Source organism: Caldovatus aquaticus, assembly GCF_019458025.1.
In the GTDB taxonomy this organism is placed as follows: domain Bacteria; phylum Pseudomonadota; class Alphaproteobacteria; order Acetobacterales; family Acetobacteraceae; genus Caldovatus; species Caldovatus aquaticus.
In genome coordinates, this window is record NZ_JAHZUY010000050.1 from 1 (window position 1) to 25,092 (window position 25,092).

Genomic DNA, 25,092 nt, shown 5'->3' on the forward strand with positions numbered 1-25,092 from the left:
AGGCGCGCGCCGGGCGGGGGCCGGAGGGGCGGGCGCCGCCCGCGCCGGCGCCGCCGGGGCGCTGTCCGACGGCGCGGCCGGACCCGGCGCCGCGGTCCCGGGCGGACGCGGCGGCGGCAGCGGGGCGCCGAACCCGCCGAGACTCGACTGGGCGAGCGCCGGCGTCAGGGGCGGCATGACGGCCAGACCGAGAACGAGCGCCAGCAGGCCAGGCGGCAGCGCGGGGAACGGGACGATGCGGCGGCGCATGCGGCCTCTGTTCCCCCGCCGCCACCCCAGGGTCAAGCGCAGGGCGAGAGGGGCCGGCCCGCGGCTACACCGATACGATCTGCCCGGCGCCGACGGCCGCCAGGAAGGTGACGACGCCCGCCACCTCCACCCCCTCGGCGAGGGGCGCGCCGGCGAGGCCTTCGGCGCGCAGCCCGGCCTCGCAGGCGATGCGCCGCACGCCGAGCTCGGCCGCCGCCGCGAGCAGCGCGCCGAGTCCGGCCACCCCGCGCGCCGCGAGCGCCGCCTCGCGCGGATCGGCGAGCAGCTCCGCCGGCAGCGGGCGCAGCAGCAGCCGGCAGCCGGCATTGGTGGCGAACAGCACCACCGGCCGCCCGATCGCCGCCGCGCCGGTCGCCAGCACCAGCGCGTAGTGCGCCCGCTCGTGCCCGCCGGAGAGCAGCAGCACGCCGAGCGGCAGGTGCGAGGCGGCGGCGCCGCTCACGCCGCGCAGACCCGGGGCGCCGCCGGGGCGGCGCGGTGCGCCGCGAGGTCGCGGATCGTCGCCCGCTCGCCGCACAGCGCGCAGGCCGGGTCGCGCCGCAGGCGCACGGTGCGGAAGCGCATGTCGAGCGCATCCCAGATCAGCAGCCGCCCGGCCAGGCTCTCGCCGATGCCGAGCAGGCGCTTGAGCGCCTCGGTCGCCTGCAGCGTGCCCATCACGCCGGTGACGGCGCCGAGCACCCCGGCCTCGGAGCAGCTCGGCACCAGGCCGGGCGGCGGCGGCTCCGGGTGCAGGCAGCGGTGGCAGGGGAAGGGCGGGCCGCGGTGCGATTCGAACACCGCGAGCTGCCCCTCGAAGCGCAGCACCGCCGCCGAGACCAGCGGGCGGCCGAGCAGGTGGCAGGCGTCGCCGAGCAGGAAGCGGGTGGCGAAGTTGTCGGTGCCGTCGCAGACCAGGTCGTAGCGGGGGATCAGCGCCTCCGCCGCATCGGCGTCGAGGTGGCGGGCGTGGACCTCGACCTGCACCTCCGGATTGAGGGCGGCGAGCGCCTCGGCCGCGCTCTCCGCCTTGTTGCGGCCGAGGCGCGCGGTGGTGTGGGCGATCTGGCGCTGCAGGTTGGACAGCTCGAGCGCGTCGTGATCCACGATGCCGATGCGGCCCACGCCCGCCGCGGCGAGGTAGAGGGCGAGCGGCGAGCCGAGCCCGCCGGCGCCGACCACGAGGACCGAGGAGGCGCGCAGCCGCGCCTGCCCGATTGCGCCGACCTCGGGCAGCAGGATGTGGCGCGAGTAGCGGTGCAGCTCCGCTTCCGTGAAGTCGAGGGTCACCATCGCCCGAAGATAGGGCGCGGACGGCGCGGGCAGAAGGACCCCCGGGCGGCTCAGGCCAGGGGGGGCGGCGGCGCCGGGTCGAAGCCGTCCGGCACCACGCCGCGCGGGCGGATCATCGCGTAAGGGTCGCGCGGGAGGAACCGGCCGCTGCCCGGCTCCGCCTGCACCTTGCCCTCGCGCATCACCACGACGCCGCGGCGGATGGTGGCGACCGGCCAGCCAATGACCTCGAGCCCCTCGTAGGGCGTGTAGTCGATCGCGTGCCGCATCAGCGCGTTGGTCAGGCGCTGCCGGCGCGCCGGGTCCCACAGCACCAGGTCGGCGTCGCTGCCGACCATGATCGCCCCCTTGCGGGGATAGAGGCCCATCAGCCGCGCCGGGTTGGTGCTGACGAGCCGCACGAACTGGTCGAGCCCGATGCGGCCCCGCGCCACGCCCTCGCTGAACAGCAGCGGCATCCGCGCGGCGAGGCCGGGGATGCCGTTCGGGATGTCGGGGAAGGGAGCGTCGCGGCCGTGCGCCGCCTTGCCGCGCTCGCCCCCGTAGGAGAAGCCGCAATGGTCGGAGGAGACGACGTCGAGCGTGCCGCGGCGGATCATCTCCCACAGCCGCGCCTGCTCCTCCCGGGCGCGCGGGGGCGGGCTGCACACGAACTTGGCGCCCTCGAAGCCGGGACGGTCCATGTCGGCAGCCGTCAGCACCAGGTACTGCGGGCAGGTCTCGCCCCACACCTTGAGGCCGCGCGCCTGGGCGCGGGCGATCTCCTCCGCCACCTCGGCGCAGGAGACGTGGAACACCTGGATCGGCTGGTCCACGAGTTCCGCGAGCGCGATGGCGCGGTGCGTCGCCTCGCGCTCGACCACCGCCGGGCGCGACCAGGCGTGGTATTTCGGCGCCGCGAGGCCGGCCCGCAGCAGCTCGGCGGTGCGCCAGGCGATCGCGTCGCGGTTCTCGCAGTGCACGCTGACCAGGCAGCCGAGCCGGCGCGCCGCGGCGAGCACGCGCAGGAACTGCCCGTCCGTCAGGTGCAGCGGCTCGTAGGTGAGGAACACCTTCAGGCTGCGCACGCCCTCGGCGACGACGCGCGGCAGCTCCTCCGCGACGACGCGGTCGGTCGGATCGGTGACGATCTGGTGGAAGGCGTGATCGAGCATCCCGCCCGCGGCGCGCCGGCGGTAGTCCCGGTAGCGCTCCCACACCCCCTGCCCCTTCCACTGCGGCACGAAGCAGACGACGGAGGTGGTGCCGCCGGCGAAGGCGGAGGCCGAGGCGGTGACGAAGCCCTCCTCGCTCACCGTGCCGTCGGCCTGCGGCTCCTCGATGTGGCAGTGGCTGTCCACGCCGCCCGGCAGCACCAGCAGGCCGTCGGCGTCGAGGACCTGGGCCGCGCCGGCGATCCGTTCCGCCAGCGCAGCGATGCGTCCGTCCCGGATGCCGATGTCGCAGCGCACCGTGCCGCCGAAGCCGCTCGCCACCTGCCCGCCGCGCACCGCGAGGTCGAATTCGGCCATGGGCGCCTCCCCGCTCCGCGCCCAGCATGGCGCGGCGCGGCGCGCGGCGGCAAGGGCGCCGGCGGCCGCTCAGGCGGTGGAGTAGAGGTCGAGCGCCTCGGCCATCTCCTGCCACTCACGCAGCGCGCGCTCGACCGAGGCGCGGAAGGTCTCGGGGTCCTCGTAGCCCGGGATGGTGTCCATCGCGCGCAGGCGGCGGATCGTCTCGGGGCTGGTCGCCACCTTGCGGAAGGCCGGCACCAGCCGGTCGAGCACCGCCTGCGGCACGCGCGCCGGCGCGAACAGGCCGTTGAAGCCGGAGAAGCCGAAGCGGCGCGAGTAGCCGAGCTCGAGCAGCGTCGGCACGCGGTCGGCGAGCGAGGGCACGCGGTCCGGCCCGCCGGTGGCGAGCGGGCGGATGCGGCCGGCGCGCATCATCTCCCCCGCCGTGACGGTGCTGTGGAAGCCGCCGTGGAACTGGCCGGCGAGCAGGTCCTGCAGCATCGGCGCCTCGCCGCGATAGGCGACGTGGGTGACGTTGAGCCCCGCCTCCCGCGCGAGCAGCAGCGCGAAGGCGTGGCCGGTGGAGCCCTGCGCGTAGTTGCCGAAGGCGAGCGGGCGGCCGCGGCCCCAGGCGACGAAATCCGCGAGCGTGGCGACCGAGTCCGGCACCGCCGGGCCGACGCAGAAGGTGATGGCGGTGGTGCCGAGCCGGCCGATGAAGGCGAAGTCCCGGACCGGATCGTAGGGGAAGCGCCGCAGCACCACCGGCGCCTGGACATGGGTGGTGATGTTGTAGAGCAGGGTGTAGCCGTCCGGCGGCGCCTTCGCCGCGACGTCGGTGCCGATCAGCCCGCCGCCGCCGCCGCGGTTCTCGATCACGATCGGCTGGCCGAGCTCCGGCTGCATGCCCTCGGCGACCAGGCGCGCCCAGGTGTCGGTGGCGCCGCCCGCCGGGAAGGGGACGATGATGCGGACCGGGCGGCTGGGATAGGCGCCGCCGGCCTGCGCCCCCGCGCGCCGCGGCGCGGCGAGGAGGGCGGGCGCGGAGAGCGGCGCGGCCGCGAGAGCGCGGACCAGGCTGCGACGATGCATGGTTCCTCCCTGCGACGGGCGGGCCGCCTTGCCGTGGCTCCGCCCTCGGGAAAGCCTAGAGCCGATCGCCTACGGCTGGAAACAGCCGGGGGCGTGAATCCGCGCGACAGACCACACCCGGAGCCGCGGCCGCGCGCCGGGACAAGGCGGATCGCGGGCCGCCCGCCGCCCCGGCGCCGCCTCACCGGCGCGGCGCGACGCGCAAGGGCATCCCTCCGGCCGCGCGCAGGGTGAGGCGGCAGAAGGGCCGCGGCGCGAACCCCTCCGGCACCGAGAAGGCGAGCCGGCGCAGCAGCACGGCGAGGAACACCTGCATCTCGGCCATGCCGAAGGCGGCGCCGGCGCAGACGCGCGGGCCGAGGCCGAACGGCATGTAGGTGAATTTCGGTTGCCGGCGCGCCGCCTCGGGCAGGAAGCGCTCGGGCAGGAAGGCGTGCGGGTGCTCCCACCACATCGCGTGGCGGTGCAGCAGCCAGGGCACGCACAGCACCGTGTCGCCAGGCCGCACGCTCCAGCGGCGGATGCGGTCGGGGCCGAGGGCCTGGCGCGACAGCACCGCGACCGGGGGGTAGAGCCGCATCGCCTCCTGCAGCACGGCGCGGGTGAAGACGAGCGGGGCGAGCGTGTCGGCCCCCGGGGCCGCGGGCAGCGCGGCGAGCTCCTCGCGCACGCGGCGCTCCGCCTCCGGATGTGCGGCGAGGAGGTAGAGCGTCCAGGTCAGGGCGTTGGCCGCGGTCTCGCTGCCGGCGAGCAGCAGCATCGCGACCTCGTCGACCAGCGCCTCGCCCGCGAGCAGCGGCGCGCCGTCGGGGCGGCGCGCGGCGCGCACGGCCTCGAGCAGCGGCGCTCCCGCGCCCGGCGGGGTGGCGGCGAGCAGACGCGCGATCAGGCCGCGGATCGCCTGCGCCGCGCGCCGCGCGGCGCGGCCCTGCGGGCTGGGGAGCCACGCGGGGAGGCCGAGCAGGTGGAACAGGTCGAGGTTCTCGGCCGCCGCCTGGTAGGCGGCGAAGGCGCCGGCCAGCGCCGCCGCGTCCGCGCGCCGCGCTCCCCGCTCGCCGAACAGGGCGAGCATGACGACGCGCGCGGTCGCCGCGGCGAGCGCCGCGGAGAGCTCGACCGGACCGGGCGCGGCGCGCGCGAGATCCTCGGCCAGCTCCTCGGCGGCGCGCAGGAACAGGGGGTGGAAGCGCTCGAGCTTCGCGGGGTGCAGCTCCGGGCCGATCACGGCGCGGCGCTCGGCCCAGACGGCGCCGTGGTTGATGAACAGGCTGTCGCCGATCACCGGGGCGAGGGCCCGTTCCATGAAGCGGCTCTTGCGCTGGTAGGTGTCGTGGCGGCCGACGAAGACCTCGCGCACCACCTCGGGGTGGTTGAGCACCAGCACGAGCCGCCCGGGCAGGCGGAAGGACATGACCTGGCGCCGGTAGGCCTCCGCCGGGAAGAGGGAGAGGAGGTCGCCGCGGCCGCCGAGCACCAGGCGCAGGAAGGAGGGCGGGCGCGCCGCCGGCGGCGGCATGGGCGGGACCGGGAGGCCGAGGGCGTGCGCGTCCATCGCGCCGCCATCTTACGCCATTGGCGGTTGCGGCGCTGTGCCCGCGCGCACGCGGCGCCGCGGCCGGGTCGCGGGCGGACGCGACGATTCCCGGACAGGGGAGCCCGGGGCGCCGGGCGCGCTGCCGGCGGCCGGGAAGAGGCTCCTATCCGTTCACCACCGTCCCGCCGTTCGGACGCAGGCCCTGGCCGGTCATGTAGCCGCTGTCCTGGTCGCTGGCGAGGAAGACGAAGCAGGGCGCGACCTCGTCCGGCTGGCCGGCGTGGCCCATCTCGGCGCTGCTGCCGTGGCGCGCGGTGCCCTTCTCGTCGAAGCTCGCGGGGATCAGCGGCGTCCGGATCGGGCCGGGCGCGACGCCGTTGACGCGGATCCTCTTCCGCTCCCAGAGCGCGAGGCTCAGGCTGCGCGTGAAGGCGACGATGGCGCCCTTGGTGGCGGCGTAGTCGGTCAGCGCCGGGCTGCCCTTGTAGGCGGTGACGGAGGTGGTGTTGATGATCGCGCCCCCCTCCGGCATGTGCGGCAGCACCGCCTTCGCCATCCAGAAATAGGCGAAGATGTTGGTGCGGAAGGTGCGCTCGACCTGGGCCGGGTCGATCTCCTCGAATTCCTTCTCGACGTGCTGCTCGGCGGCGTTGTTGACGAGGATGTCGATGCGGCCGCCGAGGAACCCGGCCGCCTCCTGCACGGCGCGGCGGCAGTGGTCGAAGTCGCCGACGTCGCCGGGGATGGCGAGGCAGCGCCGGCCGGCGGCCTCGACCTGGCGCTTCGTCTCCGCGGCGTCCTCGTGCTCGTCGAGGTAGAGGATGACGACGTCCGCGCCCTCCTTGGCGAAGCCGATGGCGACGGCGCGGCCGATGCCGGAATCGCCGCCGGTGACGACGGCGCGCCTGCCCTCGAGCCTGCCGGCCGCCCGGTAGCCTTCCATGCGGTCCCGCGGCTGCGGGCGCATCGCGGTCTCGCGCCCGGGCTGGCGGCCCTGGCGCTGGGGCGGGAACTGCTGCTGCTCGGACATGGCCTGCGGGTCCGCCTGGCTGGTGCGCCCAGAACGGGCGTCGCCGCGCGCGGTTGCGTCCGCGCGGGCGCCCCGCCGCCGGACCGCTCAGGCGGTGCGGTCCACGCCGCCGCCCGACAGCGCCGCCTGCGCCGCGGCGAGCCGCGCCACCGGCACGCGGTAGGGGGAGCAGGAGACGTAGTCGAGCCCGGCCTCCTCGCAGAACCGGATCGAGGCCGGATCGCCCCCGTGCTCGCCGCAGATGCCGAGCTTGAGGTCGGGCTTCACGCCGCGGCCCTTCCCGCTCGCCATGCGCACGAGGGCACCGACGCCGTCCACGTCCAGGCTGACGAAGGGGTCCTTCGGCAGGATCCCCTTCTCGACGTAGAGGGGCAGGAACTTCCCGGCGTCGTCACGGGAGAGGCCGAAGGTGGTCTGCGTCAGGTCGTTGGTGCCGAAGGAGAAGAAGTCCGCGGCCTCGGCTATGGCGTCGGCGGTCAGCGCCGCCCGCGGCAGCTCGATCATGGTGCCGACGCTGTAGGCGACGTGGTAGCCCTGCTCCGCGAACACCTCCTGCGCCGCCTTGTCGACGATGGCGCGCGTGATCTCGAGCTCGCGCCGCGTGGCGACCAGCGGGATCATGATCTCCGGCAGCGGGGCCTTGTGCGTCTCCTTGCCGATCTGGGCCGCGGCCTCGAAGATGGCGCGGGCCTGCATCTCGTAGATCTCGGGGAAGGTGATGCCGAGGCGGCAGCCGCGGTGCCCGAGCATCGGGTTGGCCTCGGAGAGCTCGGCCAGGCGCCGGCGCATCCGCGCGACATCGGTGCCGAGGGCGGCGGCGACCTCCTCGATCTCGTGCTCGCCATGCGGCAGGAATTCGTGCAGCGGCGGGTCGAGCAGGCGGATGGTGACGGGCAGCCCCGCCATGATGCGGAACAGCTCCACGAAGTCCTGGCGCTGGAAGGGGAGCAGGCGGGCGAGCGCGTCGCGGCGGCCGCCCTCGCTCTCGGCCATGATCATCTGCCGCACGGCGCCGATCCGCCCGGGATCGAAGAACATGTGCTCGGTGCGGCAGAGGCCGATGCCCTCGGCGCCGAAGCGGCGCGCGGTCTCGGCGTCGGTCGGCGTCTCGGCGTTGGCGCGCACGCGCAGGCGCCGGACCCTGTCGGCCCACTCCATCAGCGTCGCGAAGTCGCCGGAGAGCTGCGGCTCGATCATCGGCACCGCGCCGATGAAGACCTCGCCGGTGCTGCCGTCGAGCGTGATGGTCTCGCCCGCCTGCACCACCTGGCCGCCCGACATCATCGTCTGGGCGTTGTAGTCCACGGTGATGCCGCCGGCGCCGGCGACGCAGGGCCGGCCCATGCCGCGCGCCACCACCGCGGCGTGGCTGGTCATGCCGCCGCGCGTCGTCAGGATGCCCTTGGCGGCGTGCATGCCGTGGATGTCCTCGGGGCTGGTCTCGACGCGCACCAGGATGACGCTCTCGCCCTTCTGCGCCCGCGCCTCGGCCTCGTCGGCCGAGAACACGACGACGCCGCAGGCCGCGCCGGGCGAGGCGGGCAGGCCCTTGGCCAGCAGCTTGCGCGGCGCCTTGGGGTCGAGGGTGGGGTGCAGGAGCTGGTCGAGGGCGGCGGGGTTCACGCGCGAGACCGCCTCGCGCTCGTCGATCAGTCCCTCGCGCGCCATGTCCACGGCGATCTTCAGGCTCGCGGCGGCGGTGCGCTTGCCGTTCCTCGTCTGCAGCATGTAGAGCCGGCCGCGCTGCACCGTGAACTCGATGTCCTGCATGTCGCGGTAGTGGCGCTCGAGCGTCTCGCGCACACGCATCAGCTCGGCGAAGGCCTCGGGCATCGCCTCCTCCATGCTGCGCTCGCCCGGCTTGGCGCGCGCCTTGAGGATCGGCTGCGGGGTGCGGATGCCGGCGACCACGTCCTCGCCCTGGGCGTTGATGAGGTACTCGCCGTAGAAGACGTTCTCGCCGGTCGAGGGATCGCGGGTGAAGCAGACGCCGGTGGCGCAGTCCTCGCCCATGTTGCCGAAGACCATCGCCTGCACGTTGACGGCGGTGCCCCACTCCTCCGGGATGTCGTGCAGCCGGCGGTAGGTGATGGCGCGCTGGTTCATCCAGGAGCCGAACACGGCGCCGATGGCGCCCCAGAGCTGCGCCTCCGGGTCCTGCGGGAAGGGCCGGCCGGTGACCTCCTCCACCATCTCCTTGTAGCCGGCGACGACGCGGTGCCAGTCCTGCGCGCCGAGCGCGGTGTCCTCGGTCACGCCCCTGTCGAGCTTGACGTTCTCGATGATCTCCTCGAAGCGGTGGTGCTCGACGCCGAGGACGACCGAGCCGTACATCTGGATGAACCGCCGGTAGCTGTCCCAGGCGAAGCGCGCGTCGCCGGAATTCCGCGCCAGGCCCTCCACCGTGGCGTCGTTGAGGCCGAGGTTGAGCACCGTGTCCATCATGCCGGGCATGGAGACGCGCGCGCCGGAGCGGACGGAGACGAGCAGCGGCTTGGCGGGGTCGCCGAAGCGCGCGCCGACCGCCTCCTCGACGCGGCGCAGCGCGGCCTCGACCTGCGGCCGCAGGTCCTCCGGGTAGCGCCGGCCGTGCGCGTAGTAGTAGGCGCAGACCTCGGTGGTGATGGTGAAGCCGGGCGGGACGGGCAGGCCGATCGCGGCCATCTCGGCGAGGTTGGCGCCCTTGCCGCCGAGCAGGTCGCGCATCTCCGCGCGGCCCTCGTTGCGGCCGGCGCCGAAGCTGTACACCCACTTCGTCATCGGGTTTCCCCTTTCTCCGTGAACGGGCCGGTCCGCGCCCCGGGCGCGCGGCGCGGCGCGGCCGTGCCGCTCAGCCCTCGATCCTCGAGAAGTCCGCCACCGCGTCCATCACTGCTCGCAGCCGGGCGAGCAAACGCAGACGGTTGCGCCGCAGTTCCGGTGCCGGATCGTTGACCGTGACGCGGTCGAAGAACGCGTCCACCGGCGCGCGCAGCGCGGCGAGGTTGTCCATCGCCCGCTCGAAGTCCTCGGCCTCGAGGTCGAGCTCGACGCGGCGGGCGGCGGTCTCCAGCGCCTCGGCCAGCGCCTCCTCCTCCGGCGCCTTGAGGAGATGGCGCTCGTAGCCGGTGTCGTAGGCGTGCCCGTCCTTGCGCTCCTCGATGCGGAGGATGTTGGCGGCGCGGCGGTAGGCGACCAGCAGGTTGGCGCCGTCCTCCGATTCGAGGAAGCGGCGCACCGCATCGGCGCGCCGCAGCAGGCGATTGAGGTCGTCGTCCCGCACGACGCCGAGGACGGCGCTGACCACGTCGTGGCGCATGCCCTCGGCGCGGAGCTGCACGCGCAGGCGTTCGGTGAGGAAGTCGTAGACCTCGACCGTCTCCGGGCGCACCTCGCGCAGGATCTCGTGGTCCGGGTTCGGCACGACGATCACGGCGCGCTCGCGCCCGGCCGCCCGCTCGCGCTCGCGCCGCGCCTCCTCGAGGCTCCGCTCGATCCCCCGCCGCGCGGCCTCGAGGATCGGGAACAGGGGCAGCCGCAGGCCGTTCTCCCGCACGATGCGGATCACGCCGAGGGCCGCGCGCCGCAGCGCGAAGGGATCGCCCGATCCGGTCGGCTTCTCCCCGATCGCGAAGAACCCGACCAGCTGGTCGAGCTTGTCGGCGAGCGCCACCGCGATCGCCACCGGCTCGTCCGGCACCGCGTCGTTCGGGCCGACCGGCCGGTAGTGGGCCGCGATCGCCTCCGCCACGCGCGCGTCCTCGCCGTCGTGCAGCGCGTAGTAGCGGCCCATCACCCCCTGCAGCTCGGGGAACTCGCCGACCATCCCGCTCGCCAGGTCGGCCTTGGCGAGCCGCGCCGCGCGCGCCGCCAGCGCGGGGTCGGCGCCGACGTGGAGGGCGATGATCCGCGCCAGCCGCTCCAGCCGCCGCACCCGCTCGCCCAGCGAGCCGAGCCCGGCGTGGAATACCACCCCGTCCAGCTTCGGCAGCCGGCTCTCCAGCCGCTCCTTGCGGTCCTGGTCCCAGAAGAAGCGCGCGTCGGCAAGGCGCGCGCGCAGCACCCGCTCGTTGCCGGCGACGATCGCGGCGCCGCCGTCGCGCGCCGCGACGTTCGCCACCAGCGCGAAGCGCGGCGCGGCGCGGCCCTCCGGCGTGCGCAGCGCGAAGTAGCGCTGGTTCACCCGCATCGTCGTGCGCAGCACCTCGGGGGGGAGGTCCATGAACGCGTCGTCGATGCGCCCGAGCAGCGGCACCGGCCACTCGACGAGGCCGGCGACCTCGGCGAGCAGCCCCTCGTCGGGCACCACCTCGAAGCCCTCGGCGGCGGCGAGGCGCGCCACGCCCTCGCGGATGATCCGCGCCCGCTCCTCCGCCTCGACAATCACCTTGCGCGCGCGCAGGCCCTCGACGTACTCCGCCGCGCTCCGCACCGCGAAGGCGCCGGGGGCCATGATGCGGTGACCCTCGGTCTCGTCGCCGCTGCGCAGGCCGTGCGCGTCGTCGTCCCCCTGGCGCAGGTCGAACGGCACGACCGCGCCGTCGAGCAGGCAGAGGATGCGCTTGAGCGGCCGGACCCAGGCGAAGCCGCCGCCGCGCCCCCAGCGCATGGACTTCGGCCAGGGGAAGGCGCGCAGCACCGCCGGCACCGCGCGCGCGACGAGAGCCCGCGCCTCGATGCGCTCGCCCGGCCGCGAGAGGACCCAGAACGCCCCCTCCTGCCGGAGCGCGGCGCGCGTCGCGCCGTGCTTGCGCAGGAAGCCCTCGATCGCCTGCTCCGGCGCGCCGACGCGGGGGCCGCGCTCCTCCCGGCCCGGGGTCTCGACCGCGGGCTCGACCTCGGCGACGAGGGCGAGGCGCCGCGGGCCGTGGCTGACGCGCGGCTCGCGCCCGGCGAGCAGCGGCGCGATCTCGGCGCCGAGCAGCCGCTTCAGGTCCTCCGCCGCGCGCGCCTGCATGCGCGCCGGGATCTCCTCCGAGAGCAGCTCGAGCAGGAGTTCGGCCATCGGCACCCTCACGCCCCCGCCGCGCCGGCCGGGGACGGCCGCGCCTGGCCTTCCCCCGCCCCCTCGCCCGCCAGCCAGGCCTCGCAGCAGCCCTTGGCCAGCGCCCGCACGCGGGCGATGAACGCCGCCCGCTCGGCGACGCTGATCGCGCCCCGCGCATCGAGCAGGTTGAAGCGGTGGCTCGCCTTGATGCACTGGTCGTAGGCCGGCAGCGCCAGGCCCTTCGCGAGCAGCGCGTTGCACTCGCGCTCCGCGTCGTCGAAGTGGCGGAACAGGGTGGGCACATCGGCGTGCTCGAAGTTGTAGGCGCTGAACTCGCGCTCGGCGCGCAGGAACACCTCGCCGTAGGTCACGCCGCGGCCGTTGAAGTCGAGGGCGAAGACGTTCTCGACCCCCTGGATGTACATCGCCAGGCGCTCGAGGCCGTAGGTCAGCTCGCAGCTCGGCACCTCGCAGGCGATGCCGCCGACCTGCTGGAAGTAGGTGAACTGGGTCACCTCCATCCCGTCGCACCAGACCTCCCAGCCGAGGCCCCAGGCGCCGAGGGTGGGGCTCTCCCAGTCGTCCTCGACGAAGCGGATGTCGTGCAGAAGCGGGTCGATGCCGAGCGCCCGGTAGCTCTCGATCAGCAGGCCCTGGGGGTCGGGCGGCGAGGGCTTCAGGATCACCTGGTACTGGTAGTAGTGCTGCAGCCGGTTCGGGTTCTCGCCGTAGCGGCCGTCCGCCGGGCGGCGCGAGGGCTGGACGTAGGCGGCGCTCCAGGGCCGCGGCCCGAGCGCGCGCAGCGTCGTCGCGGGGTGGAAGGTGCCGGCGCCCACCTCCATGTCGTAGGGCTGCAGGATCAGGCAGCCCTGCGCGCCCCAGAAGGCGTGCAGGCGCAGGATGATGTCCTGGAAGCTCGGGGGTCTCCCGCTCTCGTGCATGGCATTCGGACTTGCGGCCGCCGTGGTGCGGCGCACCATAGTGGCCGCCCCCGCCCCCCGCAAGGAACGCCCCGGTGCCCGAACGCGACGCCGCCGCCGCCCTGGTCCGCCGCTACTACGAGGCGTTCAACGCCGGCGACCGGCCGGGGATGCTGGCCCTCCTCACCGAGGACGTGGTCCACGACGTCAACCAGGGCGGGCGGGAGGTCGGGCGCGCGGCCTTCGCCGCCTTCCTCGCCCACATGGACCGCTGCTACCGCGAGCAGGTGGTGGACCTCGCGGTGATGACCGACCCGACGGGCACGCGCGCGGCGGCGGAGTTCACCGTCCTCGGCACCTACGTCGCGACCGACGACGCCCTGCCGCCGGCCGCGGGGCAGCGCTACCGCCTCCCGGCCGGCGCCTTCTTCCTGCTGCGCGAGGGCCGGATCGCGCGGGTCACCACCTACTACAACCTCCAGGACTGGCTGCGCCAGGTGGCGCCGAACGGGGCCGGCGGCTAGGGTCGCGCGTGCCGGCAGGAGGGACAGGCATGCGGCGGCTGGACGAGACGGCATCCGGGGTGTTCGTGATCTGCCCCACCCCCTTCACCGAGACCGGCGCGCTCGACGAGGCGAGCGCCGACCGCATGACCGACGCCTACCTGGCGGCCGGGGCGAGCGGGCTCACCCTGCTCGGCGTGATGGGCGAGGCGCCGAAGCTCGACCAGGAGGAGTCGCTCTGCTTCGTGCGCCGAGTGCTGCGCCGGGTGGACGGGCGCGTCCCCGTGGTGGTCGGGGTCTCGGCGCCCGGCTTCGCCACCATGCGCGCCCTCGCCCGCGGCGCGGCCGAGGCCGGCGCCGCCGCGGTGATGATCGCCCCGCCCGCCGGCCTGCGCGGCGACGAGGCGGTGATCGCCTACGTCGCCCAGGCGGCGGAGGCGTGCGGCGACATCCCCTTCGTGCTGCAGGACTTCCCGCTCCCCACCGGCGTCACCATCACCGCCGAGATGGTCCGCCGCATGGCCGCGGCCGATCCGCGCCTCGTCATGCTGAAGGCCGAGGACTGGCCGGGCCTCGACAAGATCACCGCGCTGCGGCGGCTGGAGGCCGAGGGGCGGATGCGGCGGATCAGCATCCTCTCCGGCAATGGCGGCCTGTTCCTCCCCTTCGAGCTGGAGCGCGGCTGCGACGGCGTGATGACCGGCTACGCCTTCCCGGAGATGCTGGTGCGGGTGCGGGCGCTGCTCGGCGAGGGCCGGCGCGAGGCGGCGCACGACCTGTTCGACGCCCACCTGCCGCTGGTGCGCTACGAGCACCAGCCCGGCCTCGGCCTCGCGGTGCGCAAGTGGGTGCTGGCGCGGCGCGGCGTCATCGCCTGCCCGGCCCTGCGCCCGCCGGCGCCGCGGCTGACGCCGGAGACGGTCGCCGAGGTCGAGTGGCTGCTGGCGCGGGTCGAACGCAGGGTGGCCGCGCTCGGCCTCTGAGGCCGGCCCGCCCGCCGCCCGGGGCGCTACAGGCCGAGCCGCGCCCAGGCGGCGCGCTCCTCGATCGCCGCCGCCAGCGCCTCGCCGGCGCCGGCGCCGAGGCCGGCGCCGACCCCCGGCAGCAGGCGCCACGGCCAGGGCGCCCGCCGCGCGCCGATCGGGATCAGGCGCGCCCTCTCGCCGAAGCGGCGCCGCGCCTCGCTCTCGGAGTCGCCGATGCGGTCGGCGAGCCCGAGCTCCACCGCCTGCCGTCCGGTCCAGAAGCGGCCGCTGAACAGCACCTCCTCCGGCGCCTTCAGGCGCGCGCCGCGCCGCGCGCGCACCCAGGCCTTGAATTCCTCGTGCAGCGTGCGGAGCAGCTCGTCCAGCCGCTCGCGGTCGCGCGGCTGCTCGGGGCGGAAGGGGTCGAGGAAGCTCTTCTCCTCCCCGGCCGTGTGCACCCGCCGCTCGATGCCGAGCCGGCCGATCGCGTCGTGGAAGCCGAACCCCGCGCTGATCACGCCGATGCTGCCGAGGATGCTCGCCGGGTCGGCGACGATCTCGTCCGCCGCGCAGGCGAGCCAGTAGCCGCCGGAGGCCGCGGCGTCCTCGACGCAGGCGATGACCGGCAGCCTCTTCTCCTCCGCCAGGCGCCGGATGCGGCCCGCGATCAGCGAGGCCTGCGCCGCCGAACCGCCCGGCGAGTTGATCGCGAGCATCACCGCCGCGAGGCGGCGGAGGCCGAAGGCACGCTCGAGCAGCGGGCCGACCGAGGCGATGTTGAGCCCGCCGGCGAGCGGCGCGGGCCGCGCGACGATCAGGCCCTGGAGGCGGACCAGGGCGATCCGGGGGCGGGACTCGAGCAGCGGAAGGGCGGCCATGGGATGTCCAGATACCCGCCTTGAGGCCGCCATGAAACGCTGGCACCGGGGGCGCCATGGCACGGCGGGACTGGATCGGGCTGGCGGTGGCGGCGGGCGTGCTCGGCCTGCTGCTGCTCTACCGCGCGCTCCATGTCGAGCCGCGCGCCTGGGGCGCCGCCTGCGCGGCGGCGGCGCCGCCCCTCGCCTGCCACCCGCGCGCGGCCCTGCTCTGGCTGCAGCATTGGCAGCTCTGGGGCGGCGGCGCGCTGCTGCTCGGGCTCCGGGCCTTCCTCGGCGGGCCGTTCTGGGTGCGCGTGGCGGCGGTGACGCTCGGAGCGGCGGCGATCGCGAACCACAACGCGACCTGGGGCATGCTCGGCCTGCTGCTCGGCGCCTGGGCCTGGATCGGCGGCGCGGGGCGGCAGGCGCCGCGCGCGCTTGGCGCCCCGCCGCCCGGGCAATAGGGCGGATCGCGGACGGCGGGAAACAGCCGGGAGCGTGGATCCGCTCGCCGGACAACAGGCCGGAGCCGTTGCCGCGCGCGCAGCCGGGCGGAAACGCCTCCAGAGGAGCCGGGCGCGGATGGCCGGACGCGGCCGGGAGCGCCCCTCGGCGCGGCCTTCGCCGGGTTGGAGCCGTTCCGCTCGGACGCGCCCGCGGGCGGTGCCGCCGCCGGTCCCGCGCCGGATCCGCGCCGGCCGGGTTCAGGCAGCGGCGCGGACGAGCAGGCTCGCCGCCGCCCAGGCGACCGCCCAGCCCCCGATCGCCAGCGCCGTCCCCTTGCGATAGCGCCCGAGCGCCGCGTCGCCCAGCCGGCGCCAGCGCCAGACCATCGCGGCCGCGACCGCGGCGAGGACCAGCGCGCCGGCGGCGAAGCTCGCGCGCGCCGTGTCGGCCGCCTCGACGTCCCCGGGCGGCGGCCAGGCGGCCCAGAGCGGCAGCAGCATCATCGCCGTGCCGAGGACCAGCGCGGCGAGGAACAGATGGTGCGCGGGCGCGGCGGTCACGGCGGCGGGATGCTCCGGGGCGGCAACGATCCCACCCTAGCCCCTGTCGGCGGCGCCTGTCAGCCGCCGCAGGCGGCAGGGGCCGCGGCCTCCGCCGCCGGCCGGCGCCGCGGCGCGAGGCAGCGCAGCAGCGGCGGCGCGGCGAGGACCAGCGCGCAGGCGGTCCATCCCAGCGCCTGCAGGTTGGCCGCCCCCTCGCGGACGGCGCTCGCCAGCGCCGCCAGCGCCAGCGCGCCTCCGGCCCAGAGTTCCTCGCGCCCGCCCCCGCCGCGCGGCAGGTCGCGCATCAGCGTGCGCGCCGCCACCGCGACCAGCGGCACGGCGAAGCTCGCGAAGGGGAAGTCGCGATAGCGGGGATCCACGAGCAGGAGGAGCTGCAGCGCCATCGCGGTCCAGAGGAACAGGAAGGAGAGGTCGTCCAGCGCCCAGCGGCGCCAGCCGCGCAGCAGGCGCCCGCCGCGGCCCGCGAGCAGCGCGCGCAGCGTCGCCGTCGCCTGCGCCCCGTCGCGCGGCGGCTCGACCGGCGCGCCGGCGAGCCGCAGCGCCGCGCGGCGCAGCAGCAGGACGGCGAGCAGGGCCTGCCCGCCGAGGTTGACCGCCGCGGCAAGCCGGAGGGGCGCGTCCAGGGCCTCGGCCAGGGTGCCGACCGCCGCGAGGACGAGCGCGTTGCCGAGCGCGAAGCACAGCGCCGCCAGCCGTGCCCGCGCCGCGCCGGCAAGGCGCGGGAAGGCCTGCAGCGTCCCCGCCCAGAGCGCGAGCGCAAGCAGCACCGCCAGGCCGGCGTGGAGCGGCCAGTCCGGGTTCTCCACCACCGGCCCGGCGAGCGGGAATTTCGGCCGCCGGTCGGCGGTGAACAGCCCCCAGGCGGCGCCGACCGTGCCCTCGAGCCGGTGCTTCCACTCCTGGTCGAAGGCCTCGATCAGGTTGTAGTCGAGGCCCTCCTCGTGGGCGAAGCGGAGGAATTCGCGCAGGAACACCGCCTGGTTGACGCGCGAGGGCGCGGCGTCGGCGCGCCAGCGGCCGCGGCTCGGCCAGCCGACCTCGCCGATGGCGACCGGCTTGCCGGGGAACATCCGCCGCATCCGCTGCACCACCGCGCGCGCGTGGGCGACGGCGCGCGCGACGCCGTGCGGCTCGTCCTCCCAGTAGGGCAGGATGTGGATGGTGACGATGTCCACATGCGCGGCGAGCTGCGGGAACCGCGCCCAGAACTCCCAGACGTCGGCGTAGGTGACGGGCTGGCGCACGGCGGCGCGCACCCGATCCAGCGCGGCGGCGAGCTGCTCCACCGGCAGGTCGCGGCGCAGCAGCACCTCGTTGCCGACGACGACGCGCTCGACGGTCTCCGGGTGGCGGTTGGCGCTCTCGATCAGGCGCGCGAGCTCGCGCGCGTTGCGCGCGGCGTCGGGGCCGAGCCAGGCGCCCAGCCAGACCCTCAGGCCGTGGCGCGCGGCAAGGGCGGGCACGTCGTAGTCGCCCTCGAGGCTCGCATAGGTGCGGATCGCGCGCACGCGCGGGGCAAGCAGCGCGAGGTCGGCCTCCACCTCGGCGGCGCTCGGGTAGCGGCGGCGCAGCGGCGACTGGCCGGGGCGGAAGGGGGCGAAGCTCACCGCGTTGAACCGCTCCGCCACCATCGGCACGTCGCCGGCGCGCGGACGGTTCGGCAGCCACCAGGCGAGCGCGGTCAGCAGCGCGCCGAGCAGCAGCAGGAGCGCGAGGACGGCCGGGGACGGGGTGCGCCGGCAGGAGAAGGCCGCTAGCATCGCGCCCACGCCTTGCTCCGCCATTGCGGCGGAAGCGCGGCGCCGCCGCGGCACGCCGGCGATGCGGCCGGCCGCCGCGGGCCCCGCCCGCCCGCGCCCCACCCCCGGACCAGGAGCCCGACCGGCCATGCCCGAAGCCGCCGCCTTCGCCCCGAGCGACGAGGAGATCCGCTGCATCCTGCTCACCACGCGGCGGATCGCGGTGGTCGGCGCCTCCGACCGGCCGTCGCGGCCGAGCTTCGGCGTGACGCGCTTCCTCGTGGACCGCGGCTACGAGGTCGTTCCGGTCAATCCCGCCCTCGCCGGGCGGACGCTGCACGGCGCGCGGGTCGTCGCCTCGCTCGCCGAGGCCGCGCCGCTCGACATGGTGGACGTGTTCCGCCGTTCCTCCGAGGCGGGGGCGGTGGTGGACGAGGCGGTGCGGCTCGGCGCCCGGACCGTGTGGGTGCAGCTCGGCGTCGTGGACGAGGCGGCCGCGGCGCGGGCGCGGGCGCGCGGCGTGGCGGTGGTGATGGACCGCTGCCCCGTCATCGAGTGGCGCCGCCTCGGCCTGCCGGAGCGGATCGGCCCCGCCGCCGGCCGACCGCGCGCCCGCGCCCCGGCGGGCGGCACCCGCCGCCGTGGAGCCGCCGGCGAATCGCCTTGAATCCCTCCCGGTTTCGGGCCACGTGGCGTGCGGCCCGGCCGGGTCGGGCCGCCCGCTCCCGGGCGGCCCGACGTCATCAGCCGGGAACAGGCCGGGTCCGGGAGAATGAAGACATGACCGACGAGGAACGGCGGATCATCACCGCCTTCGTGGAGCGGATCGCCGGCGTGCAGCCGGGGGGCGGCGGCGCCTGGGGCGGCGGCAGCGTGCCGGCCACCCAGCAGCGTCCGCCTCTGCCGCCGATCGATCCGGAGGCCGACCGCCTGATCGCCGACCTGTTCCAGCGCTATCCGGAGGCGCGCTACCGGATCGCGCAGTTCGCCTTCGTGACCGAGGCGGCGCTGATCCAGGCGCAGAACCGCATCCAGGAGCTGGAGTGGGAGCTGGAGAACGTCCGGCGCCAGGCGCAGTACGCCGAGGCCCGGGCGCAGGCGGCCCGGCAGGGCGGCGGGTTCCTGGGCGGCCTGTTCGGCGGCCGGGCGGCGGCGGTGCCCCCGCCCCCGCCCATGCCGCCCCGGCCGCAGCCGGTCGCGCCGCCGCCGGGGGCTGCCAGCGCGCAGATGCTGCAGCCGTCGGCCATGGCGGGCCGGAGCGGGCCGGGCTTCCTCGGCACCGCGCTGTCCACCGCGGCGGGCGTGGCGGGCGGCATGGTGCTCGGCAACGTCCTGATGAACATGCTGTCGGGCCACGGCGCGGCCGGCGCCGCCCATGCCGCGAGCTTCGGCGGCGCGGGGGCGGGCGCCTTCGCCCAGGAACCGGTCGGCGCCGCCTCGCCCTGGACGGATCCGGGCCAGGCCGCCGGCCTCTGGGGCGGCCAGCAGACGCCGGGACAGGACGCGGCGCCCCCCGAGACGGCCGAGGACTGGGTCCAGGAGGATGCCCAGCCGGCCGGCTATGACGACGTCGGCGGCTACGACGACGCCGGCGGGGACGAGGAGATCTGACCACGGCGGGGCGGCCCCGCGGCCGCCCTGCGCCATGCGGCGCGGCCCGCGGGGCAGGATCCCGCGGCCCGCGCCTTCGCTTTCCGCCCGCTCGCCGCCGCCGCGCGGGCCGGAGGCGCTACCGCCCCGACCAGGGCACGCGCGCCCACAGCTCGCGGTAGCGCTGCTCGGCGGCGCGCAGGCGGGCGAACCAGGGCTCGCCGATCTCGGCGAGCGGCTCGGTGAAGCGGGATTCGAGGATGCGGACGAATTCCGGGTCCCTGGCGATGTCCGCCGCCGCCTCCCGCAGCCGCGCGAGGATCGCGGGCGGCGTCCCCGCGGGCGCGACGAGGCCGCGCTCGGAGGCCATCTCCACCGGGTAGCCGAGCTCGCGCAGGGTCGGCACGTCGCGGCGGAAGCGGCTGCGCGTCGCGCCGCCCTGGGAGAGGACGCGGATCTTTTCCGGGTTCGCCGTCACCGGGCCGAGATTGAGGCCCATCAGGTCCACCTGCTTGCCGAGCAGCGCGGTGCGCAGCTGCGGGTCGCCCTGGAAGACGACGTTGACGAAGCGCGTCCCCGTCGCCTCCTGCAGCAGCACGAGCTGGAGATGGTCGTCCGAGCCGATGCCGGGCGAGGCGTAGGTGATGCGGTCCGGCGCGCGCCGCGCCGCCTCGATGACGTCGTGGAGCGTCTGCCAGGGGCTGTCCTCGTGGCAGGAGATCGCGCTCGGGTCGGTGACGAGATTGGCGATCGGCGCGAAGCTGTCGAGCCGGAACTGCGCCTGGCGCTCGATCGGGATGGTGACCAGCCCCGGCATGTTGGTGGTGCCGAGGGTGTGCCCGTCCGGCCGCGCGCGCGCGACGGTGCCGAGCGCCACCTCGCCGCCCGCCCCGGGCCGGTTGACGACGACCACGGTGCCGCCGAGGCGCTGCTCGAGGAAGCGGGCGAAGGCGCGCGCGTCGAGGTCGGTGGCGCCGCCGGGGACGAAGCCGACGACGATCTCGATCGGGCGCTCCGGGAAGCGCACGGTCTGGGTGATCGCCGGCGTGGCGAGCGTGGAGAGGCCGGCGGCGAGCGCCGCGCGGCGGGTGATCGTGGTGCGGGTCATGGACGCTTCCCCTCGTTGCTCTCGAGCCAGGCGATGAGGCGGCGGAGGCCCTCGCGCATGTCCACCTGCGGCTTCCAGCCGAGGACGCGCCCCGCCTCCTCGTGCGCGATGCGGAAGGCGCCGCCGCTGGTCAGGCGCACCTTGCCCGGCTCGTCGCCGACGAACTCCGGCTCGGGGCCGCCGCCGGCGAGCTCGGTGACGAGCCGCACCAGCTCGCGCGTGGTGATCGGCGCCGGGCCGGAGGTGTTGACCGCGACGTCGGTCGCCGCGCTCTCGAAGGCCATGCGGTTGGCGCGGGCGAGGTCGCCGACATAGACGAAGTGCTTGGTCTCGCTGCCGTCGCCGTAGATCTGCGGCCGCTCGCCGCGGCGGATGCGGTCGTAGGTCTCGATGATGTAGAGGGCGTTGGCGGCGCGGTAGTGCTGGCGTTCGCCGTACACCGTGGAATAGCGCAGCACGACGTAGTCGAGCCCGTGCCTGCGGTGATAGTCGCGGCAGAGCTGCTCGCCGATGATCTTGGAGGCGCCGTAGAGGATCGCCGCCGGCGGCGCGCCGTGGCTGTGGAAGGGCGTGCTCTCGACGAGCTCGCCCGAGACGCCGGGGCCGTAGCCGTAGACCGCGTTGGAGGAGGCGAAGACGACCTTGCGCAGCCGGTTGGCACGCGCCGCCTCGAGCGCGTTCTGCACGCCGCGGATGTTGACGTCGAGCCCGCCCCAGGGGTCGCGGTCCATCGAGAGCGTCATGTAGGCGGCGAGCAGCAGGGCGCCGTGGCAGCCCTCCGCGGCGCGCAGCAGGTCGGGCAGGCGCATCACGTCGCCGCGCACGAGGCGCAGGCGGGGATGGCCGCGCAGGTGGGCGATCGCCTCCTCCGAGCCGAAGGCGAGGTTGTCGAACAGCACCACCTCGGCGGCGCCGTGGTCGAGCAGTTCGCCGGCGGTGGCGGAGCCGACCAGGCTGGCGCCGCCGACGATGAGGAAGCGATGGCCGGCGATGGGCAGCGCGGCGTCCGGCATGCAGGGGTCCCTCCCGGTTTCGGGGCGCAGGATGGACCGGATGGCGGCCGGCATGAAGCCCCGGCGCATCTTGTGCGCGCGCCCGATCCCGCCGGGGCCGGCGCCTGCGGCCGCAGGGGACGGCGACGAGGGAGGATGGCGGCGTCCTCGGCCGCGGGCGCGGACGCGCTCAGCGCCGCGCCGCCTCCAGCCGCGTCAGCTCGGCGAGGAACCGCTCCGCCGCCAGGTCAGGCGGCCAGGGGCGCCAGGGCGTGCCGCCATAGGCCGCGGCAAGCGGATCGGCCTCGATCACCGCGACGCGGATGCCGAGGGTGCGGCGCACCTCCTCGCGGCTCCAGCCGGCGACATGCACCGCCTCCGCCGCCGCCGCCGCGACGTCGGCGGCCTTGTGCGCGCGCTTCTCCTCCGCCGTCCAGGGCGGCAGCCGGTAGCGCACGGCGACCGCCGCGCGCAGGCGCTCCTGCAGCTCGGTGAAGGCCGGGCCGAGGAAGGGCTTGAGCGGCGCGATGCAGTCGAAGTTGATCAGCCCCTCCTCGGCGTCGTGCAGCAGCTCGCGCAGCGCCTCCGCCGCGCCGAGCGGACCGCCGGCGCGGGCGCGGCGCAGGTGCAGCACCGTCAGCGCATGCTGCGCGACCGAGAGCGGCTCCGGCCAGACGGAATGCCCTCCCCAGCGGAAGGTGCGGGCGAGGCCGGTGGCGAGGTCGGCGTCGGTCCAGTCGAGGGGCGTCGGCGCCAGCAGGTCGAGCCGGCGGCCGGAGGGCAGGCGCACCCAGGCGCGCTGCGGCGGCCCGGCCCGCCGGCGGGAGAGCGTTGCGCGCGCTGCGCTCACAGCTTCGGGGCGGAGATGTCGAACTCCTCCGTCACCGCCAGGTCCTCGTCGAACCACGCCTTGATGCCGGCGCGGCGCTGGCCGACGTACTCCGGCCTTCCGTCGGCGCCGAGGCGCATGGTGAGGTCGTGGCCGGGGACCAGCAGCGTGCCCGGCACCTTGCGCCACAGCGCCCAGATGGCGTCGAGCGAGGCCTCGCTCGCCTGCCGGTCCATCGTCATGTCCACCGCGCGGGAGAGGAGCTCGGCGCGGTTCTTCGCCGCGTCGCCGGTGAACAGCACCGGCACCTCGTTGGCGGTCAGGTAGAACAGCAGGCAGCCCGGCGTGTGGCCCGGCGCCTCGTGGGCCGTGAAGCCGTCGAGGAACTCCCGCCCGTGCTCGAGCAGGCGCAGCCGCGGCGAGCGCGCGAGGTCGGCGACATAGAGCTCCGGCAGCGGATTGAAGCCGACCGGGACCTTCGTCGCCCAGTCCATCTCGGTCCGGCCGATCCAGACCGTCGCGTTGGGGAACAAGGTGTAGTTGACGCTGTGGTCCCAGTGCGCGTGGGTGAGGAGGATGTCGGTCACGTCCTCCGCCCTCACGCCGCGCGCGTCGAGCTGCCTCTTCAGCTCCGGCCGGATCGAGAAGGCCCCGACATCCACGAGGACGGTGCGGGTCGCCGAGCGCAGCAGGGCGATGGTGCTCCAGCCGAGGCCGCCGTGGCAGACGCTCTTGCCGGGATAGCCCTGCACCAGCACGTCAATCCGGTACATGCGCGCCGTTCCTCCGTTGCGATGCCGCCGGGAAGGGTAGTGGCGGGCCCCCTCTTGCGCCACCCCGCCCGCCCGGTGTCTGTTCGCCTCCCGTTCCGCCCGCCGGAGGCCGATTCGCGTGCGCCTGCTGCACACCGCCGACTGGCATCTCGGCCGCAGCCTGGCCGGCGCCTCCTTCCTCGAGGACCAGGCGCACCTGCTGCGCGGCCAGTTCCTCGACATCCTGCGCGAGACGCGGCCCGATGTGCTGCTGATCGCGGGCGACGTGTTCGACCGCGCCGTGCCGCCGATCGAGGCGGTGGAGCTGCTCGACGACATCCTGGGCGAGGTGGTGCTCGGCCTGCGCATCCCGGCCGTGCTGATCCCCGGCAACCACGACGCGACCGAGCGCCTCGCCTTCGGCGCGCGGCTGATGCGCGCGGGCGGCCTGCACATCGCCGACTCCGCGCTCGGCGCGCCGATCCGCTTCGAGGATGCGCACGGCGAGGTCTGGGTGCTGCCCTCCGGCTACGCCTCGCCGCTGCTGCTGGCGGAGCTGCTCGGCGACGAGACGGTCGCCTGCCACGACAGCGGCTTCGCCGTGATCTGCCGCCGCCTGCGCGAATCCTGCCCGCCCGGCGCGCGCACGGTGATGGTGGCGCACGCCTTCCTCGCCGACGGGCTGACCAGCGAGAGCGAGCGGCTGCTGCAGGTGGGCGGCGCCAGGGCGGTCTCGCCGGCGCGGTTCGCGGGGTTCCACTACGTCGCGCTCGGCCACCTGCACCGGCCGCAGGCGATCGGAGAGGACGGGCGCCTCCGCTACGCCGGCTCGCCGCTCGCCTATTCCTTCTCCGAGGCGGGGCAGCGCAAGTCGGTGACGCTGGTCGAGCTCGACGCGGCGGGCGCGGTGCGGACCGAGGAGATCCCGCTGACGCCGAAGCGGGCGCTGCGCGTGGTGCAGGGCACGCTCGCGGAGGTGCTGGCCATGGAGCGGCCGGAGGACCGCGCGGACTGGCTGCGCGTGGTGCTGACCGATGCCGGCCCCGTCTGGGGCGCGATGGACCGCCTGCGCGAGGCCTATCCCAACGTGCTCGAGCTCGCCTTCGCGCGGCACGAGACGCTCGACCGCGACGCCCTCGCCGCCGGCCCCTCGGCGCGCGCCGCCGCCGACCCGCTGGCGCTGGTCGAGGAGTTCCACCTGGCGCTGCGCGCGCGTCCCTTGCCGGACGCCGCGCGCCGGATCGCGCGCGACGCCGTCGAGGCGGCGCTGGCCGCGGAGGGCTGACGCGCGATGCGCCCGCTGCGCCTCCGCCTGCAGGCCTTCGCCGCCTACGGCGACGCGCAGGAGATCGATTTCGGCCGTCTCGGCGAGCACCGGCTGTTCCTCATCCACGGACCGACCGGGGCGGGCAAGACCAGCGTCCTGGACGGCCTCTGCTACGCGCTGTTCGGCGAGAGCAGCGGCGCCGACCGCGAGGCGCGGCACCTGCGCAGCCACCACGCGCCGCCGGGGCTGCCGACGCTGGTCGAGTACGACTTCGCGCTGGGCGGCGCGCGCTACCGCGTCCGCCGCAGCCCGGCCTGGGAACGGCCGAAGCTCAGAGGCGCCGGCACGGTGACGGTGCCCGGCGAGGTCGCGCTGTGGCGCCTCGGCGAGGACGGAAACGCCCCGGCGCTGCTCGCGGAGGGCGAGGGCAGGGTGCGCGCCGCGCTGGAGGCGCTGCTCGGCTACAAGGCGGCGGAGTTCCGCCAGGTGGTGCTGCTCCCCCAGGGCCGCTTCCGCGAGCTGCTCACCGCGAAGCCCGGCGACCGCCAGGCGATCCTGGCGACGCTGTTCCGCACCGCGCTTTACCGCCGCATCCAGGACGCGCTCGCCGAGCAGGCCAGGGCCGCGACGCAGGAGGTGCGGCGGATCGAGGAGCGGCGCCGCGTCCTGCTCGGCCAGGCGGGCGCCGAGACCGCAGAGGCGGCCGCGGCGGCGCGCGCCGCGCTGGCGGCCGAGGCCGAGCAGGCGGAGGCCCGCCAGGCGGCGGCGGAGACGGCGGCGCGCGCCGCGCAAGCGGCGCTCGAGGCCGGGCGCAGCGCGGCGGCGCGGCTCGCCCGCCTTGCCGAGGCCGAATCGGCCCGCGCGGCGCTGGAGGCAAAGGCGCCCGCCGTCGCGGCGGAT

Annotated in this window: 23 protein-coding genes; 7 read left to right on the top strand and 16 right to left on the bottom strand. The window is 75.8% G+C overall.

Annotated elements, in window-relative coordinates; translation table 11 throughout:
• Positions 1-313: 313 nt before the first annotated feature.
• The 9 genes from K1J50_RS14605 to K1J50_RS14645 form a co-directional block, all read right to left on the bottom strand.
• Entirely contained in the window at positions 314-712 is a 399-nt protein-coding gene (locus K1J50_RS14605; protein ID WP_369413615.1) for a DsrE family protein, read from the bottom strand.
• Positions 709-1,542 carry a HesA/MoeB/ThiF family protein gene (locus K1J50_RS14610; RefSeq protein WP_220118499.1) on the bottom strand — a complete coding sequence of 278 codons (834 nt, stop codon included), beginning with the start codon at positions 1,540-1,542 and terminating at the stop codon, positions 709-711. Before K1J50_RS14610 ends, K1J50_RS14605 begins: the two co-directional genes overlap by 4 nt.
• Before the next feature lie 50 nt (positions 1,543-1,592).
• Entirely contained in the window at positions 1,593-3,053 is a 1,461-nt protein-coding gene (gene hydA / locus K1J50_RS14615; RefSeq protein WP_220118500.1) for a dihydropyrimidinase, read from the bottom strand.
• A gap of 69 nt (positions 3,054-3,122) precedes the next feature.
• On the bottom strand, positions 3,123-4,127 hold the full coding sequence (locus K1J50_RS14620; RefSeq protein WP_220118501.1) for a Bug family tripartite tricarboxylate transporter substrate binding protein: 1,005 nt from the start codon (positions 4,125-4,127) through the stop codon (positions 3,123-3,125).
• Positions 4,128-4,308: 181 nt separating this feature from the next.
• The gene (locus K1J50_RS14625) at positions 4,309-5,679 is read right to left on the bottom strand and encodes a cytochrome P450 (RefSeq protein WP_220118502.1); all 1,371 of its coding nucleotides are present in this window, start codon (positions 5,677-5,679) and stop codon (positions 4,309-4,311) included.
• A 145-nt stretch (positions 5,680-5,824) separates the two neighbouring features.
• Complete coding sequence (locus tag K1J50_RS14630; protein ID WP_220118503.1) at positions 5,825-6,691, bottom strand: SDR family oxidoreductase; 867 nt, start codon at positions 6,689-6,691, stop codon at positions 5,825-5,827.
• A gap of 87 nt (positions 6,692-6,778) precedes the next feature.
• Positions 6,779-9,451: a pyruvate, phosphate dikinase gene (gene ppdK, locus K1J50_RS14635; RefSeq protein ID WP_220118504.1), complete on the bottom strand. Its 2,673-nt coding sequence runs from the start codon at positions 9,449-9,451 to the stop codon at positions 6,779-6,781.
• A gap of 70 nt (positions 9,452-9,521) precedes the next feature.
• Positions 9,522-11,675, bottom strand: a complete 2,154-nt coding sequence (glyS, locus tag K1J50_RS14640) for a glycine--tRNA ligase subunit beta (RefSeq protein WP_220118505.1) — start codon at positions 11,673-11,675, stop codon at positions 9,522-9,524.
• An 8-nt stretch (positions 11,676-11,683) separates the two neighbouring features.
• The gene (locus K1J50_RS14645; protein WP_220118506.1) at positions 11,684-12,598 is read right to left on the bottom strand and encodes a glycine--tRNA ligase subunit alpha; all 915 of its coding nucleotides are present in this window, start codon (positions 12,596-12,598) and stop codon (positions 11,684-11,686) included.
• A 74-nt stretch (positions 12,599-12,672) separates the two neighbouring features.
• On the opposite strand from K1J50_RS14645, the gene K1J50_RS14650 reads away from it, so the two are divergent.
• Both K1J50_RS14650 and K1J50_RS14655 read left to right on the top strand, forming a co-directional pair.
• Positions 12,673-13,101, top strand: coding sequence for a ketosteroid isomerase-related protein (locus K1J50_RS14650; RefSeq protein ID WP_220118507.1), 429 nt, complete (start codon positions 12,673-12,675; stop codon positions 13,099-13,101).
• 29 nt (positions 13,102-13,130) lie between these two features.
• The gene (locus K1J50_RS14655) at positions 13,131-14,063 is read left to right on the top strand and encodes a dihydrodipicolinate synthase family protein (RefSeq protein ID WP_220118508.1); all 933 of its coding nucleotides are present in this window, start codon (positions 13,131-13,133) and stop codon (positions 14,061-14,063) included.
• 26 nt (positions 14,064-14,089) lie between these two features.
• Here K1J50_RS14655 and K1J50_RS14660 read toward each other — a convergent pair whose 3' ends face one another.
• A complete protein-coding gene (locus tag K1J50_RS14660) occupies positions 14,090-14,923 on the bottom strand; it encodes a S49 family peptidase (protein WP_220118509.1) in 834 nt (277 codons plus the stop codon).
• Between the two features lie 56 nt (positions 14,924-14,979).
• On the opposite strand from K1J50_RS14660, the gene K1J50_RS14665 reads away from it, so the two are divergent.
• The gene (locus K1J50_RS14665) at positions 14,980-15,369 is read left to right on the top strand and encodes a hypothetical protein (protein ID WP_220118510.1); all 390 of its coding nucleotides are present in this window, start codon (positions 14,980-14,982) and stop codon (positions 15,367-15,369) included.
• 240 nt (positions 15,370-15,609) lie between these two features.
• Here K1J50_RS14665 and K1J50_RS14670 read toward each other — a convergent pair whose 3' ends face one another.
• Both K1J50_RS14670 and K1J50_RS14675 read right to left on the bottom strand, forming a co-directional pair.
• Positions 15,610-15,912 (bottom strand): hypothetical protein, encoded by a 303-nt coding sequence (locus tag K1J50_RS14670; RefSeq protein WP_220118511.1) that lies wholly within the window; start codon positions 15,910-15,912, stop codon positions 15,610-15,612.
• Positions 15,913-15,971: 59 nt separating this feature from the next.
• Positions 15,972-17,675 (bottom strand): glycoside hydrolase family 17 protein, encoded by a 1,704-nt coding sequence (locus K1J50_RS14675; RefSeq protein WP_220118521.1) that lies wholly within the window; start codon positions 17,673-17,675, stop codon positions 15,972-15,974.
• Positions 17,676-17,802: 127 nt separating this feature from the next.
• On the opposite strand from K1J50_RS14675, the gene K1J50_RS14680 reads away from it, so the two are divergent.
• Both K1J50_RS14680 and K1J50_RS14685 read left to right on the top strand, forming a co-directional pair.
• Positions 17,803-18,321: a CoA-binding protein gene (locus K1J50_RS14680; RefSeq protein WP_220118512.1), complete on the top strand. Its 519-nt coding sequence runs from the start codon at positions 17,803-17,805 to the stop codon at positions 18,319-18,321.
• A 113-nt stretch (positions 18,322-18,434) separates the two neighbouring features.
• Positions 18,435-19,265, top strand: coding sequence for a DUF2076 domain-containing protein (locus K1J50_RS14685; protein ID WP_220118513.1), 831 nt, complete (start codon positions 18,435-18,437; stop codon positions 19,263-19,265).
• Positions 19,266-19,383: 118 nt separating this feature from the next.
• Here K1J50_RS14685 and K1J50_RS14690 read toward each other — a convergent pair whose 3' ends face one another.
• The 4 genes from K1J50_RS14690 to K1J50_RS14705 all read right to left on the bottom strand — a co-directional run bounded on the left by K1J50_RS14690 (position 19,384) and on the right by K1J50_RS14705 (position 22,946).
• Complete coding sequence (locus tag K1J50_RS14690; protein ID WP_220118514.1) at positions 19,384-20,352, bottom strand: tripartite tricarboxylate transporter substrate binding protein; 969 nt, start codon at positions 20,350-20,352, stop codon at positions 19,384-19,386.
• Complete coding sequence (locus K1J50_RS14695) at positions 20,349-21,365, bottom strand: NAD-dependent epimerase/dehydratase family protein (RefSeq protein WP_220118515.1); 1,017 nt, start codon at positions 21,363-21,365, stop codon at positions 20,349-20,351. The genes K1J50_RS14690 and K1J50_RS14695 overlap by 4 nt, the downstream gene beginning before the upstream one ends.
• 169 nt (positions 21,366-21,534) lie before the next feature.
• Complete coding sequence (locus tag K1J50_RS14700) at positions 21,535-22,134, bottom strand: HD family hydrolase (RefSeq protein ID WP_220118516.1); 600 nt, start codon at positions 22,132-22,134, stop codon at positions 21,535-21,537.
• 56 nt (positions 22,135-22,190) lie between these two features.
• Positions 22,191-22,946 (bottom strand): MBL fold metallo-hydrolase, encoded by a 756-nt coding sequence (locus K1J50_RS14705; RefSeq protein WP_220118517.1) that lies wholly within the window; start codon positions 22,944-22,946, stop codon positions 22,191-22,193.
• A gap of 118 nt (positions 22,947-23,064) precedes the next feature.
• On the opposite strand from K1J50_RS14705, the gene K1J50_RS14710 reads away from it, so the two are divergent.
• Positions 23,065-24,210 carry an exonuclease SbcCD subunit D gene (locus tag K1J50_RS14710; RefSeq protein WP_220118518.1) on the top strand — a complete coding sequence of 382 codons (1,146 nt, stop codon included), beginning with the start codon at positions 23,065-23,067 and terminating at the stop codon, positions 24,208-24,210.
• 6 nt (positions 24,211-24,216) lie between these two features.
• On the top strand, positions 24,217-25,092 hold an 876-nt coding region (locus tag K1J50_RS14715; RefSeq protein WP_220118519.1), incomplete at its 3' end, for an AAA family ATPase.